Source organism: Vibrio sp. Scap24 (assembly GCF_013394185.1).
Taxonomy (GTDB): Bacteria; Pseudomonadota; Gammaproteobacteria; order Enterobacterales; family Vibrionaceae; genus Vibrio; species Vibrio pomeroyi.
In genome coordinates this window covers 154,316-169,554 of the sequence record NZ_CP041332.1, presented here as the reverse complement: position 1 = coordinate 169,554, position 15,239 = coordinate 154,316, and the positions used below count along the sequence as shown (strand labels likewise).

Genomic DNA, 15,239 nt, shown 5'->3' with positions numbered 1-15,239 from the left:
GCTGAATCTGAGAGTGAGTTGGCTTTTTAATTAGCCCTTGGTTTGGTGAAGTATAACTAGACGTGATGCTTCATCTAAACTCTGCTTTATTCATCTCCCAGTGCATCGCATTTACTATGACCTCATTATGAAATACAAATAATGAGGTCTTTTTATGCGAGCTTACTTTTTGTTGATTACTTTACTTGTTAGTGGTGCTGCGAGCGCCGGTATTTCAAAGGATGAAGCGAGTAGAGCGTTGCTGGAGCCTTTAAGCCATCCAAAGATATTTAAGTGTGTCTCTAAGACGGGTGTCGATTTGTATCAAGCCGTGTTTGATATTGGTGTTGGTTACGAGGCAGATCCCATTAACTCCAAGATGATTGTGAATTCAAGAAAAGGACGCTTTGAATATCAAATTTTAGGCGCAGTGAAATCACAAAGAGCAGGTGAAACCGTTGTGCTGACTCGTCATGTCGGTGATGGTGTTCAAGTTGCAGCCATGATTGATGAGGAAAATGGCAAGATACTCGGGATAGGTGATAAACATCATTATCGAGATTGTGGTGTACGCCCGCCTGCGAGTGTAGCGGCTATGCAAAACTTTTGGTCGCAAGGTTAAAAGCTAAATCTTAATGTTATAAAGAAGAATTATCGAGGCGACCTTAATGGTCGCTTTTTTGTTTTTGATGGAGCAATTCGTATCAAAGGCATATGTCACGCTTCAACTATGCGTTGGTTGAATGATACATAGCTGAACACTATGTATCGTCTAAACTTGGCTTTATTTATCTCGATAGCGCTTCTATTTAAGATGGCTTCATTCCAAACGAAGAACTAAGCGAGACTCCTATGAAATTCACTAAACCTTTTCTTTTAGCGACAATGATTGTGACTCTTTCTGGTTGTGCATCACCAGCAATGGATAACGAAAATGAAAACGCAGCACGTAACCGTGGCGCTGTTGGTGGTGCTTTACTAGGAGCGACAGCTGGCGCGTTGACTGGAGACGCGAGCCTAGCCGTTAAAGGCGCTGCGTTAGGTGGAGTGACTGGCGGTGTTGCGGGTTCTATGAAAGATACTGACGACGCGCGAAATGCTCAACGAACTCAAGTGACGGCAGACGGCCTAGCACAAGACAATCGTACTGACGCTGAAAAGCGAGTTGCAGAAGTCGAAGCAGAAATTAAGCTTATTGAACTGGAGCAGCAGCTTGCTGACCTCAAAGAAGAGAAAGACGACAACGGTGCATAAAGTCAGCTTTCTGATTCACGCTTAATTAATTAAATCAAAAATGGTCACTTTATGTGGCCATTTTTGTATTTAAAACACCCAGTTCAAACAACGAATTAATTCAATAGCTTGTATAGATACTCACTGCAAGTAAACTAGACTCTGTTTAGATATTAATTGGGTTTAAGAAGCGTACTTGTCATGAACGTCACTTTAAGGGCTGCAAAGCATACCGATCTCGAGCAACTTAACGAGTTAATGTTCGATCTTCACCACCATCATCACATTGCCTGTCCCGAGCACTTTAAAACAGCAGAAGAGATAGAACAGGAAAAGAGCATTGCAAGGTACTTAGATGACCCTGAATGTTTGGTGTATGTAGCATTAAGAGGTGAGCTGATTGTGGGTTTCATTTCGGGGCATTTTTGTGAGCTTATTTCTACCGTGAGCAAACCGGTTCAAATGGGCAGTGTCGATGAACTTTTTGTTTTGCCTGAATACCGACAAGCAGAAGTCGCCCAGATGCTGTTTAATCGTGTCGAGTCTACTTTTGAAGACTACGGAGTGACTCAGGTTTTTGTTGAGGTTTGGGACTTTAATTCACCTGCCAAGGACTTCTATCAAAAAATGGGGTTCACACCTCACATTCAATGGATGAGGAAGGCTTTGAATAAAACATAGACAGCGATTTTATGTGGATTTAATTACAATAGGCTCGATGCATTAGCAGTCTTTTTTCTTTCTATTATTTTTAGGTAAATTCGTTGGTTACTCGATATTTATTAGTTCTTATTCTGTCTCTTCTGAGTACTACTTCCGCTTGGGCGAGCAACACCTTGCCTGACCATATTGCGGGCGCCTTATGTGTAGTGCGTGCAGATAACCAAATTGTGTTGGTTGATGAACTGATCACAGGTCAATTATCTCTGCCGGGTGGCACGGTTGTTTCTGGGGAGCCGCCAGCTATCGCAGCGCAACGTGAAACTTGGGAAGAAGCCGGTTTGTCCGTCACCGTTGGTGATGTGTTGGGTTACACCGACAGCGCAGTTGTGTTTGATTGTGTCTCTGATTCTGAAGTGATCAGTTATCAAGCTCGAAATGAGCTAGGTGGTTTTGAACTTCCTATCTGGTTTGCTCCTCACTATGGAGTCGAGGTCAGCAGAGCGATGTTACTTCCTCCTACTGAGTTGGAAGCAAACCAATACCGTTACCCAGAACAGTGGTCTGAGATTAACGAACTGTTTCTTTCTGCGACTGATCAGCCAGTGACTTATGTGACTGAGCTGGTGGGCGCTGCGCCGAAAGTTCACCAAGTCGAATTGAGCTGGATTGTTTCACTTCAAAACACGTTCGATAATTTACCGAGTGTGTTTTCTAATACGGTACTTTTGACTGACTTGCTCGCTAAGCCTTGGGTTTTCATCATCATATTGCCGTTAATTGCTTGGTATTTTGGCCGTAACTTTGCGTTGAAGTTTGGTTTCACGTTGATATCAGTAACGCTGCTTACTTTAATTGCGCACCAAGGCTTTGGCTTCCCACGTCCGCATGCTTATCTTCCAACACTCAAATTGGTGATGAGCAGTGGCTATAGTTTTCCAAGCCAACTAGCGGCTCTATGGGTTAGTTTAACTTTGCTGGTGCTTTGGAAGCTTAAACGCCTGTTTGAGCAAAAATCGTTGTTGATTGTGCTCGTAGGCCTGCTTTGGATAATGTTGTTTAAGTCTTACTCAGGCAGTGCTTTCTTTAGCGATGTCTTGATGGGAGGCATATTAGGTGCGTTAACAACGTGGCATATCGTGAGGTTAGACACCAAGCCTGAGGTTGATATTAGTGTACTACTCAGTTCTAAAGGCGTTTGGTGGGGGCTGTGCCTACTTTCAATCGTTCTAACCGTTATCTGGCCACTGCCAACTTTCTCATTCTGGGTGGCTATTTTGATGACGATTGCTTGTTTAGTGACGTTAACGGATTCAAAACCTTTGGTCGGTCAGTTCTCATTCAAGGTCGTAGTTGGGGTTATTGCGATGTTACTTGCCGGTAACCTGTTGATCAGTTGGGCAGGGAGTTTTGTCTCTTTTAGTGGCATTGCTTCATTTATTGTCGAAACGTTACGTTTCCCAATCTTGATTCTATTTGGTGTTGTCGCATTCCGCCTACCTTGGGCTAGGAAATAGTTAATCCACTCGTGTTAAATAAAAGAAGGCTGTGCACTGCACAGCCTTCTTTTATTTAACGATACGATTCGAATGCTTACGAGTTGAAGATAAACTTTTCAATCGCAACAGCAACACCGTGGTCGTCATTGCTTGCTGTAATGTAGTCAGCTAGCTTCTTGGTTTCTTCCATTGCATTATCCATTGCAATACCAAGGCCCGCGTATTCGAGCATATGGTGGTCGTTTTCAGCATCTCCCATACAGATCACTTCTTCGGCTTTAATACCTAAGTGTTTAGCAATCGCTTCAATACCCACACCTTTGTTCGAATTTGGGTTTAAGAACTCTAAGAAGAAGGGTGCACTTTGCACGATGGTAAACTGAGTCTTAAGTTCTTGTGGCAACTTGCTGATGATTTCGGTCAACTTGCTTGGCTCAGCAACAATCATGGTTTTGATGATTTCGTGATCGTCTTCTAGTTGAGAAAAGTCGAACTCGGTAATGTCTAAACCATTAATGCGTGCTTCAATGCCAGTGTATTCGTTGTTCTCTGGCGTAATTAAACCATGAACCTTGCTGAATGCATGAACGTAACCACCTAGCTGTGTAGCAAGTGCTGCGATTTCTTTCGCGGCTTTACCATTGCTGATCTCGCTGTGAATGATCTCTTTTGTCGACACATTCTGAACCATAGAGCCGTTGTAGAAGAGCACAAAGTCATCTTCGCCGTTGATTGATAGCTCATCTAGCTTACTCTGCATGCCTTCTAAAGGGCGACCAGAAGCCAGAACCACTTTCACACCTGCAGCACGAGCTTTAGCAATCGCATCTTTGTTCTCTTGAGAAATCACTTTTTCACTGTTAAGCAGTGTGCCATCCATATCAAGAGCAATCAGTTTGTACATGTTGTTCCTTACTAAAAATTAAAAGCTAACGAAATCTAATGGGCGAAAGGATAAGGGAACTTGAAACTTCAGGCTAGGGCTTTGATCAACTGATTTATCAGTACTCATTTGTTTGACCAAAAGAGGTAAGTGCTTTAAGGTCTGCGGTTGATTAATTTCATCAAATGATTGAGCTGAGGGAAAGTTGTACAAGATTAATGAAATGTTTGAAACCATCCAAGGCGAGGGCGTGTTTACTGGCGTTCCTGCTGTTTTTGTTCGTCTGCAAATTTGCCCAGTTGGCTGTTCTTGGTGTGATACCAAACAGACTTGGGAAGCATTGCCAGAAGATGAAACTAGCCTTGGCGATATCATGGTTAAGACAGAGGATTCACCCACTTGGTCAGCCATTGATGCCCAAGGAATCGTCAATGAATACATCAAGCAAGGTTACACGGCTAAGCACATTGTAATTACTGGTGGTGAGCCGTGCATTTATGATCTTGTCCCTCTTACTGAAGCGTTTGAGCAACACGGTTGTCGTTGTCAGATTGAGACTAGCGGTACATCAGAAGTTAAAGCAACAAGCAATACGTGGGTTACGGTGTCACCAAAAGTAGCAATGAAAGCGAAACTGGAAATCTTAGACAGTGCCTTACGACGCGCTAACGAGATTAAACATCCAGTAGGAACCGGAAAAGACATCGAACAGCTAGATGGTTTACTAGAGCGAGCGGATGTTTCGAGCGACACTGTGATCGCATTGCAACCGATTAGCCAAAAAGACCGCGCGACACAGCTTTGTATTGATACCTGCATTGAGCGCAATTGGCGCTTATCAATCCAAACTCACAAGTATTTGAGCATCGCATAGTAGGTTAGATCGCATAGTTGGTTAGATTGTAGATAGCTCATCAGTTTTAGGTAGGAATGAAAATGAAAAAAGCAGTGGTAGTATTCAGTGGTGGTCAAGACTCAACAACATGTCTTGTTCAAGCATTAAAAGAGTATGACGAGATTCAGGCGATTACATTTGATTATGGTCAGCGCCACCGACTAGAGATTGAAGTGGCTGAGTCATTGTCAAAAGAACTGGGTGTGAAAGCACACAAAGTGATGGATGTGACGCTGTTGAATGAGCTAGCGATTAGCTCTCTAACGCGTGACGATATTCCTGTATCACACGAGCTTCAAGAGAATGGTTTACCGAACTCATTCGTTCCTGGTCGTAATATTCTTTTCTTAACGCTGGCTGGCATTTACGCGTACCAAATTGGCGCTGAAACTGTGATTACCGGTGTGTGTGAAACAGACTTCTCGGGCTACCCAGATTGCCGCAATGACTTCGTAAAAGCGATGAACTCTGCGCTAGTACAAGGTATGGACAAGCAGCTTGATATCAAAACACCACTGATGTGGTTGAACAAGGCTGAAACATGGGCGTTGGCCGACCAGTACTCAGCACTTGAGCTTGTTCGCAACAAAACCCTGACTTGCTATAACGGCATTATCGGTGATGGTTGTGGCGATTGTCCTGCGTGTGAATTGCGTAAAGTAGGCCTTAATGACTACCTAGGTGACCGTGAAAGCATCATGGCTGAGTTGGTTCGCAAACAGGCTGAGAATAAATAACATCAGGTAAGTCTATTGGGTCGTTATAGGCATCGATGATGCAGTTCCGGCCATTACTCTTCGCTTGATAAAGTGCTTGGTCAAGAACTGAGTACAAGTCATCAAAGTCACTTAATGCGTTTGAGGTTGCTAGGTAAGCAAAGCTCGCGGTTACATTAAGTGGCATTTTGCTTTCTGATAAGAAGACAGTGCTTGATATAGCGTAGTGCAACTCCTCAACGCGCTCCCGTACTTCAGAAGGTTTTGTGTCGGTCAGCATGATGACAAACTCTTCGCCGCCTAAACGGCCAAACAATTCACCATTCATTAAGTGTTTTCTTATTTGCTGACTAACATGAACCAGTGCTTTGTCGCCAGTAGGGTGGCCATGTTGGTCATTTATCTTTTTAAACTTATCTAGGTCGAGCAAAACAAGCACGTGTTGATTTTCCTTTCCTGGACAGCGTTTTACTCGCTTAATTCTCCGTATTATTTCGGTGCGACCGTACGCTTTTGTCATAGCGTCAATGGCTGCCTTTGCTCGAACGGTTCTGTTTACCCATATCGTAAAGCTCGCAGCACATAACAACAGAATCACAATGATGTTGTACATCCACCTTTGATGCTCCATCTTTTCAATTTGAAGGCGGTCGAGTTTCGTCTGATGTGTCAGAAAGGAGCTTTCTAACTCTTGCTCATACTTTGCGTGCGTCAGATCCAGTGCTTCAAAGGCTAATCGGTTATCAATGTCTCGTGCTTCCATCTGTATGGACGAGTAGCGTTGGTAGAAGTAAAACGCTTGCTGGTAATCGCCCAGTGATTGATGAAGATCAGAAAGCTGAAGAAGAGCCCCTGCGATGTATTTATGTCTAGTAACTTGTTCAGCTAACTCTAACGCTTGTTGTGCATAATTGAGCGCTTCTTCCATTAGTTTTTGCTCTTCGAACATATCGCTGATTGCCAAATAAGCGTTGATTCGAATGACGTCGTTGTTGAGCTCGCTGGAAGCAGAAAGAGAGTCGACTAAATAGTTTCTTGCTAGATCATAGTCATTGGTTTGTGTGTAAGCCTTACCCAAACCAAGGTTGGTTAGAGCGATGCCGTAGCTATGAGATGATGCACTCAGTAACACTTTAGCTTGCTTAAAATGGGTAATCGCTAGATTACTTTGACCTTGATTTAGATACAGGTCAGCTAAGCTATGATGTACTTGAGCTTGCATCAAATCTGAAGCGTCGGCTCTGAGCTCGAGCGCTTCCTCTAGGTACTGCGCTGATTTATTGTATTGCTTTAGCTCTTTGAGCAAATTACCCACATCATTGTATATTCCTGAAATATCATGCCCTTGTGGGAATACATTAATCAATGCGAGGTAGGTGCTTAGCGCTGCTTGATAGTCACTTCGGAAATGGTGATTGTTGGCGATGACTCGATAAGTCCCAAATTTTGGTAATACTGGGTCAGCGATGTTATGCAGATCGGATTGAAGAGCGGAGCAGTAATAGTTCGCTTGATGATATTTTGCTTGTTCATTTAGGGATCGGCATAGTTGGTATTTCAGTAGCGCTCTTCCCGTTAAATCGCTGCGCGATTGCATCTTCGCTAACAGGGTCAAAAAGCCTTGTTGTGCCTCTTCATATTGACCTTTGCCGTCTTTCATCAGAGCAGAAATAAACGCTTCTTCAATTGCTTGATATTCGCTGTCATTTGAAGCTATACCATAGAATGGTTGGTCGCGATGAGTCATGTATTGATACAAAAGAGACGATAGGTAAAGTTTATCTCCGTAAACCGTTGAGCTCGTATAACGTGTTTGCAGCATGTTTAACGCACGCTCAGGAGAGTGGTTCAAAGTCGAGAGGTAAAGCGCATTCCAATCAGCGTTGGGAGTGGTGTTAGCGTCTAAATTGGAAGAATAAATGGATGACTTGTGGTCACGATCTGAAGTCGATACTTGGCTATAAGAATTAAAACTAATGAGAAGAAGAAAGGTAACGAAAGCAGAGTGAATCACAAGAAAGTATCAGTCAGATAAAGAACGATATTCTATGATTAATTTGATGTTGCTTCAATTTTTGGGCGACGTATATAGGAGGTTGTGCGAGGTGGATCTCTAATTTAACGAGTATTATCAGAGGTATATCGGCCGTACGTATTCGCACGACCGATATTTGAAATTAGATGTATAATTTCGCTAGATCAGAAGGCTCAAGCTCTTTGCCTTCTAGTGTTGCATTCCAGTTAATACCAACAAGAACGCCATCTTCAGCAAGAGTCAGTAACCAATCTTCTACAAAGATATCTAGTGGAATTTCTAATACTTCAAAGTCAGCCCACTCTTCAACGTTGTGAGTTTGAGCGTCTTCTTTTGAAGACCAGAAAGGCATCACTTCGCTGTTTTCGAATTCACTTGAGTCACATGCTAGCCAACCTTCTTCATTGCGAAGGCCCCATACCAGTTTAGTTTCTTGTGTTTCAGAAACGAAAAGTTCTAGATTTGCTTGAGTATCAGCTGTTAGTTTGCTCATGGATTAATTCTCTATGTTGATAACGAGGCAAGATTAACATTATAGACGGCTTAGGTATATGCTATTCAAGGAATTATCACCATACTGAAACGTTAACTTAAGAGAACGTTTCAGTATGGTAAAAGTAGTACTGAAGCTACTTTTTAATTTTAGTGAAGATATGCCACTCTTCTTTGATGTTACCTTTGAATCCAGCCACAGAGGCGACCACTTTTCGGTGAAGTGCATGGTTGATTTCTGTGTCATCACTACTGAACTCAACATCACCATGACCAACGATGTTGACTCTCGAAGGTTGAATGCCGTTGCTGATCAGTGCTCGCCTTACATTCGATGCTCGTTGTTTAGATAGCTTCAAGTTGTGTGCGGCATTACCCACCTTGCTGGCATAACCTTGTAACTCGATGGTTGTGCTTTCGTAACGCTTCAAAAATGCTGCCATCTGGCGTATCTGGGTAAGGAAAGCCGGGTTAATTTCCGTAGAGTTATTGGCGAAGAGTATGTGGAGTTCTTTCTCCTCCGATGATTCGAAATATGAACCACAACCGTCGTTATCTATTTCGGCGCCAATTTGTGTATCGGGGCATAAATCACGTGCATTGATTACACCATCGTTGTCATCATCTTGAAGATCGTAAATTTGAGTGACGGGCGGAAGAGCGCGATATTCAAATTCGTCCTCATTGTTTTCAGCTAAAGCAGTGGTAGATACAACCATGAAGCAAAGCGATAATACTGTGTTTGTAAGCTTCATTAATATTCCACCTTCTCATTCCATTCTTCAGGGATTTCAACTCGCAAACCTATCAATAGGTTGCCCGTTGCGTTCATTACGCGATATTTTGCGTATTGCTCGTCATACTTAGCATCCAAATAGCCTTTACGAGCTTCAAACAACTCATTCTCAGTGTTAAGTAAATCGAGAAGGGTTCGCTTACCAATTCGGTATTGTTTTTCATACGAGATAACCGTATCTGATGCTGAGTCTACGTGGTCAGAGAGGAACTCTTTCTGCTGAACGGTCAAATCTAATGCGCTCCATGAAAGACGCAAGCTCTCTTCTACATTGCGGTATGTACTCTCGCGAAGGTCTTTGGCTTTGTTAAGTTGATATGCGGCACTTTCCGCGCGGTCTTGATCAGACCCGCCATTGTAAAGGTTGTATCTTAAACGAACCATGGCAGAAAACTCGTCGCTACTTCCTTCTGTGCCGCCAGCGTCATCGCGCCAGGTTTGAGCAGCTTCAAAAGAGACAGTCGGGTAGTTGGTGCTTTTCGACTGTTTGTATTGAAATTTCGCAGAATCCACATCTGCTTGTGCAATTTTAATCACAGGGTGTTGGTTAAAGGCTTTGGCAAGGGCTCCATCGACTGTGTATGGAATAGCTCCCGCATCAGCGCGAGGGAAGGTTAGCCCTAGCGGAGATTGACCAACAAGTCTTTTGAATTGAGTGTGGGTATCAAACAGGTTATTTTGAGCCGCGAGTAGGTTGCCGTGTGCTTTTGCAATACGAGCCTCTACTTGAGACATATCTGCTGTTGAGCCAATACCTGATTCAACGCGTTTACGAATATCGCTGTATATCTCTTTGTGTGTCGCTAGGTTGTTCTCAGAAAGCGAAAGCACTTCGTATGCTTTGACTGCATCGAGGTAAACTTTAGTCACTTCTAATGCGATATCTTGCGCATTAGACAGTAATTGATAGCGCACAGATTCTGCATCGGCTGCGGTACGATCTATATCATTTGACGTATTAGCACCATCCCAAATGAGTTGAGTGAGCGTGATTGTTGCTTCTTTCCTAGTCAGATCGGTAGTGTCTTGGTTGGTTGCAAGATCAGTATGTTCATAACCAATCCCACCATCTAAGTCTATACTTGGTCGATAAGCACCACCAGAAGCGTCGTTAAGATAACGCTTGCTGATATATTCGTTATAAGCACTTTTGATTTCAGGATTGCTTTCTAAAGTAAACGCAACGGCTTGCTCTAGGGTTTGTGCTGCTGTTGGCAAACTTAGCGCTATAGCTAACCCTAATGTTGTCGTTTGAATGTAGTTCAATTTCCATTTCTCCAAATTGGACAGCACCTAAACCTACGCTTTTTGATGTGCGAGATACGAAATTCAGATGGACCGCCAAAAAAATAACGTTCGCTAGAAAAGCGTCCGTAAATGGTTGTAAAATTGTTAACCGATCGTCGTGCGTTTTATGTTGTTTTTGAGCACTTAAATCATTCATTAATGTTCGTATTATTTTCTGCATGCACAATAACTTATATCGATGTTTTAAGCACCTAATTTGTTACTTAGTGTGATGACAGTCATTAAGCTAAACTAGAGGTTGTTAAATTATGTATCTATAACTATGAATTATGTGACTTTAGATGTTATATTCTAACTAATATTATAAAAATGATGTCACTATTTTGACGTTAATGACAAGAGATGGGTTTTAGGGGTTTATATGGACATGACGACATTGAATTTGGGCGGAGCTTTAGCACTTGGCCAGCGCATTGTTATCTCGGTAGATGGTACGATTAAAATCCTAGATGAAGGGCAACCACTCCAAGCTGGGGATGTTGTTCTTGAATCCTCAAATGAATCCGATAACCCTCAGGTATCAGTGAAACGCTTTTCACCAGAAGAAGGTGGGGAGGTTGAGCTTGACCAAGATATAGCAAATATTTTTGCTTCATTAGAAGAAGGTGAAGACCCAACAGAACTCGGTGAAGAGTTCGCGACTGCTGCTGGTCAGAATGGTTCTAGCTTAGGTACTAGTGGAACTATCGAGCGTGATGGTGAAGAAACTATTCCAGGTACCGAATTCGTAACCACAGGTTTTGAAGCGCTAGGTATGTCTCGTACTCAAAGCCTCAGTCTCCTCGACGCCTTCCGCACGTTTGAACAACCTAATAATGAACCTACTTTTGTTGATAACAATAATTCTCCAGTCGGTGACACTGTCTCTTTTACAACAAATGAAGACACGCCAGTAAACGGAACCCTTTCAGCCTCAGACGAAGATGGTGACTCTTTATCTTTTACCAAAGCGACAGATCCATCAAACGGAACTGTCGTCGTCGATGACAATGGCGACTGGACTTACACACCAAATGAAAATTACAACGGCGATGACAGCTTCACGGTTGTTGTATCCGACGGCCAAGGTGGCACCGATACAATCACAGTTAATATTGGTGTTGCTCCTGTCAATGATGCCCCTGTTGGTAATGACGTTTCAGTAACCACCAACGAAGATACCCCTGTAAGCGGAACGCTAAACGCAACTGATGCCGACGGTGACTCGTTAACATTCACTAAAAGCACAGATCCGTCAAACGGCTCTGTAGTCGTTGATGAAAATGGTAATTGGACTTACACGCCAGACGAAAACTACAACGGGTCTGACAGCTTTACAGTCGTTATTAGTGATGGTGAAGGCGGTACGGATATTATTACTGTTGATGTTGGGGTTACGCCTGTAAATGATGATGCTTTATTCGCAGACCAGGAAGTAAGCTACGCGGAAAACCAAGTGGCGGACGCGGTGGTTGGCACCTTGGCAGGCAGCGATCTGGATGGCGTGACCAAATACGAGTTCAAACACAGTGACGGCACCTTAAGCACCACCAGTGAAGACGGCTTCTACAGTGTGGATACGGCTGGCAATATCAGCATCACGGCAGCGGGCGTGGCGGCGGAGGTGAACGACTTTGAGAAAGGCACTAACAGTGGCGATTACCAAATAGTATTATTAGATGACTTAGGTAATTTATCAGAAGCTACTGTGACGCTGAACGAAACGAACGTGAATGACAGCGCGACCGAGTTCACTGAAGAGAGTGATACGTTCGACTACGCGGAAGGCACGGCAGCGGGCGTGACGCTGGGCACGGTCACGGCGACCGACGCGGATGGCTCAAACATCAGTTACAGCATCGCGGCGGACGACAACGTGTACGCGGCGGATGATGCAGCGAAAGCGAACCCGTTCTACACGGTGGATGCGAATGGTAATGTGAGTCTGACGGCCGCAGGCGCGGCAGCGTTCACCAACGACTACGAGTTAGATAGCAACAGCCACCAAATCACAGTGACGGCGACGGGCACGGACGGTTCGGGCGATGACACGGTTGATACGATCGTGGTGACGCTGAACGAAACGAACGTGAATGACAGCGCGACCGAGTTCACTGAAGAGAGTGATACGTTCGACTACGCGGAAGGCACGGCAGCGGGCGTGACGCTGGGCACGGTCACGGCGACCGACGCGGATGGCTCAAACATCAGTTACAGCATCGCGGCGGACGACAACGTGTACGCGGCGGATGATGCAGCGAAAGCGAACCCGTTCTACACGGTGGATGCGAATGGTAATGTGAGTCTGACGGCCGCAGGCGCGGCAGCGTTCACCAACGACTACGAGTTAGATAGCAACAGCCACCAAATCACAGTGACGGCGACGGGCACGGACGGTTCGGGCGATGACACGGTTGATACGATCGTGGTGACGCTGAACGAAACGAACGTGAATGACAGCGCGACCGAGTTCACTGAAGAGAGTGATACGTTCGACTACGCGGAAGGCACGGCAGCGGGCGTGACGCTGGGCACGGTCACGGCGACCGACGCGGATGGCTCAAACATCAGTTACAGCATCGCGGCGGACGACAACGTGTACGCGGCGGATGATGCAGCGAAAGCGAACCCGTTCTACACGGTGGATGCGAATGGTAATGTGAGTCTGACGGCCGCAGGCGCGGCAGCGTTCACCAACGACTACGAGTTAGATAGCAACAGCCACCAAATCACAGTGACGGCGACGGGCACGGACGGTTCGGGCGATGACACGGTTGATACGATCGTGGTGACGCTGAACGAAACGAACGTGAATGACAGCGCGACCGAGTTCACTGAAGAGAGTGATACGTTCGACTACGCGGAAGGCACGGCAGCGGGCGTGACGCTGGGCACGGTCACGGCGACCGACGCGGATGGCTCAAACATCAGTTACAGCATCGCGGCGGACGACAACGTGTACGCGGCGGATGATGCAGCGAAAGCGAACCCGTTCTACACGGTGGATGCGAATGGTAATGTGAGTCTGACGGCCGCAGGCGCGGCAGCGTTCACCAACGACTACGAGTTAGATAGCAACAGCCACCAAATCACAGTGACGGCGACGGGCACGGACGGTTCGGGCGATGACACGGTTGATACGATCGTGGTGACGCTGAACGAAACGAACGTGAATGACAGCGCGACCGAGTTCACTGAAGAGAGTGATACGTTCGACTACGCGGAAGGCACGGCAGCGGGCGTGACGCTGGGCACGGTCACGGCGACCGACGCGGATGGCTCAAACATCAGTTACAGCATCGCGGCGGACGACAACGTGTACGCGGCGGATGATGCAGCGAAAGCGAACCCGTTCTACACGGTGGATGCGAATGGTAATGTGAGTCTGACGGCCGCAGGCGCGGCAGCGTTCACCAACGACTACGAGTTAGATAGCAACAGCCACCAAATCACAGTGACGGCGACGGGCACGGACGGTTCGGGCGATGACACGGTTGATACGATCGTGGTGACGCTGAACGAAACGAACGTGAATGACAGCGCGACCGAGTTCACTGAAGAGAGTGATACGTTCGACTACGCGGAAGGCACGGCAGCGGGCGTGACGCTGGGCACGGTCACGGCGACCGACGCGGATGGCTCAAACATCAGTTACAGCATCGCGGCGGACGACAACGTGTACGCGGCGGATGATGCAGCGAAAGCGAACCCGTTCTACACGGTGGATGCGAATGGTAATGTGAGTCTGACGGCCGCAGGCGCGGCAGCGTTCACCAACGACTACGAGTTAGATAGCAACAGCCACCAAATCACAGTGACGGCGACGGGCACGGACGGTTCGGGCGATGACACGGTTGATACGATCGTGGTGACGCTGAACGAAACGAACGTGAATGACAGCGCGACCGAGTTCACTGAAGAGAGTGATACGTTCGACTACGCGGAAGGCACGGCAGCGGGCGTGACGCTGGGCACGGTCACGGCGACCGACGCGGATGGCTCAAACATCAGTTACAGCATCGCGGCGGACGACAACGTGTACGCGGCGGATGATGCAGCGAAAGCGAACCCGTTCTACACGGTGGATGCGAATGGTAATGTGAGTCTGACGGCCGCAGGCGCGGCAGCGTTCACCAACGACTACGAGTTAGATAGCAACAGCCACCAAATCACAGTGACGGCGACGGGCACGGACGGTTCGGGCGATGACACGGTTGATACGATCGTGGTGACGCTGAACGAAACGAACGTGAATGACAGCGCGACCGAGTTCACTGAAGAGAGTGATACGTTCGACTACGCGGAAGGCACGGCAGCGGGCGTGACGCTGGGCACGGTCACGGCGACCGACGCGGATGGCTCAAACATCAGTTACAGCATCGCGGCGGACGACAACGTGTACGCGGCGGATGATGCAGCGAAAGCGAACCCGTTCTACACGGTGGATGCGAATGGTAATGTGAGTCTGACGGCCGCAGGCGCGGCAGCGTTCACCAACGACTACGAGTTAGATAGCAACAGCCACCAAATCACAGTGACGGCGACGGGCACGGACGGTTCGGGCGATGACACGGTTGATACGATCGTGGTGACGCTGAACGAAACGAACGTGAATGACAGCGCGACCGAGTTCACTGAAGAGAGTGATACGTTCGACTACGCGGAAGGCACGGCAGCGGGCGTGACGCTGGGCACGGTCACGGCGACCGACGCGGATGGCTCAAACATCAGTTACAGCATCGCGGCGGACGACAACGTGTACGC

General features: G+C 46.5%; 12 protein-coding genes (1 of these 12 cut by a window edge). 7 read left to right on the top strand and 5 right to left on the bottom strand.

All coding sequences use genetic code 11. The features are described from left to right. Positions 1 to 154 precede the first annotated feature (154 nt). From FLM53_RS00690 to FLM53_RS00675, 4 genes are all read left to right on the top strand, one after another. Positions 155 to 601 carry a hypothetical protein gene (locus FLM53_RS00690; protein WP_176681117.1) on the top strand — a complete coding sequence of 149 codons (447 nt, stop codon included), beginning with the start codon at positions 155 to 157 and terminating at the stop codon, positions 599 to 601. Between the two features lie 230 nt (positions 602 to 831). Further along, complete coding sequence (locus FLM53_RS00685) at positions 832 to 1,233, top strand: glycine zipper domain-containing protein (protein WP_176681118.1); 402 nt, start codon at positions 832 to 834, stop codon at positions 1,231 to 1,233. Between the two features lie 180 nt (positions 1,234 to 1,413). Then, a complete protein-coding gene (locus tag FLM53_RS00680) occupies positions 1,414 to 1,893 on the top strand; it encodes a GNAT family N-acetyltransferase (protein WP_176681119.1) in 480 nt (159 codons plus the stop codon). An 83-nt stretch (positions 1,894 to 1,976) separates the two neighbouring features. After that, positions 1,977 to 3,389 (top strand): NUDIX domain-containing protein, encoded by a 1,413-nt coding sequence (locus tag FLM53_RS00675; RefSeq protein WP_176681120.1) that lies wholly within the window; start codon positions 1,977 to 1,979, stop codon positions 3,387 to 3,389. A 76-nt stretch (positions 3,390 to 3,465) separates the two neighbouring features. On the opposite strand, the gene FLM53_RS00670 is transcribed toward FLM53_RS00675, so the two are convergent. Next, a complete protein-coding gene (locus FLM53_RS00670) occupies positions 3,466 to 4,275 on the bottom strand; it encodes a Cof-type HAD-IIB family hydrolase (RefSeq protein ID WP_176681121.1) in 810 nt (269 codons plus the stop codon). Between the two features lie 184 nt (positions 4,276 to 4,459). On the opposite strand from FLM53_RS00670, the gene queE reads away from it, so the two are divergent. Both queE and queC read left to right on the top strand, forming a co-directional pair. Beyond that, entirely contained in the window at positions 4,460 to 5,128 is a 669-nt protein-coding gene (gene queE, locus FLM53_RS00665; RefSeq protein ID WP_306293728.1) for a 7-carboxy-7-deazaguanine synthase QueE, read from the top strand. A 62-nt stretch (positions 5,129 to 5,190) separates the two neighbouring features. Further along, on the top strand, positions 5,191 to 5,886 hold the full coding sequence (gene queC / locus FLM53_RS00660) for a 7-cyano-7-deazaguanine synthase QueC (RefSeq protein WP_176681123.1): 696 nt from the start codon (positions 5,191 to 5,193) through the stop codon (positions 5,884 to 5,886). On the opposite strand, the gene FLM53_RS00655 is transcribed toward queC, so the two are convergent. The 4 genes from FLM53_RS00655 to FLM53_RS00640 all read right to left on the bottom strand — a co-directional run bounded on the left by FLM53_RS00655 (position 5,846) and on the right by FLM53_RS00640 (position 10,454). Then, entirely contained in the window at positions 5,846 to 7,879 is a 2,034-nt protein-coding gene (locus FLM53_RS00655; protein WP_176681124.1) for a diguanylate cyclase, read from the bottom strand. The two genes, queC and FLM53_RS00655, sit on opposite strands and share 41 nt — an antisense overlap. A gap of 163 nt (positions 7,880 to 8,042) precedes the next feature. Then, a complete protein-coding gene (locus FLM53_RS00650) occupies positions 8,043 to 8,393 on the bottom strand; it encodes a DUF2750 domain-containing protein (RefSeq protein ID WP_012603863.1) in 351 nt (116 codons plus the stop codon). 136 nt (positions 8,394 to 8,529) lie between these two features. Then, entirely contained in the window at positions 8,530 to 9,147 is a 618-nt protein-coding gene (locus tag FLM53_RS00645; protein WP_176681125.1) for an OmpA family protein, read from the bottom strand. Beyond that, complete coding sequence (locus tag FLM53_RS00640; RefSeq protein WP_176681950.1) at positions 9,147 to 10,454, bottom strand: TolC family outer membrane protein; 1,308 nt, start codon at positions 10,452 to 10,454, stop codon at positions 9,147 to 9,149. Before FLM53_RS00640 ends, FLM53_RS00645 begins: the two co-directional genes overlap by 1 nt. Before the next feature lie 403 nt (positions 10,455 to 10,857). Between FLM53_RS00640 and FLM53_RS00635 the strand changes: the two genes are divergently transcribed. Further along, a protein-coding gene (locus tag FLM53_RS00635; protein ID WP_176681126.1) for an Ig-like domain-containing protein crosses the window boundary here: on the top strand, positions 10,858 to 15,239 show its start. Its footprint extends 23,014 nt past the window's final position; 4,382 of the gene's 27,396 nt are visible here — the first part of the coding sequence; the start codon lies at positions 10,858 to 10,860; its stop codon lies off the right edge, out of view.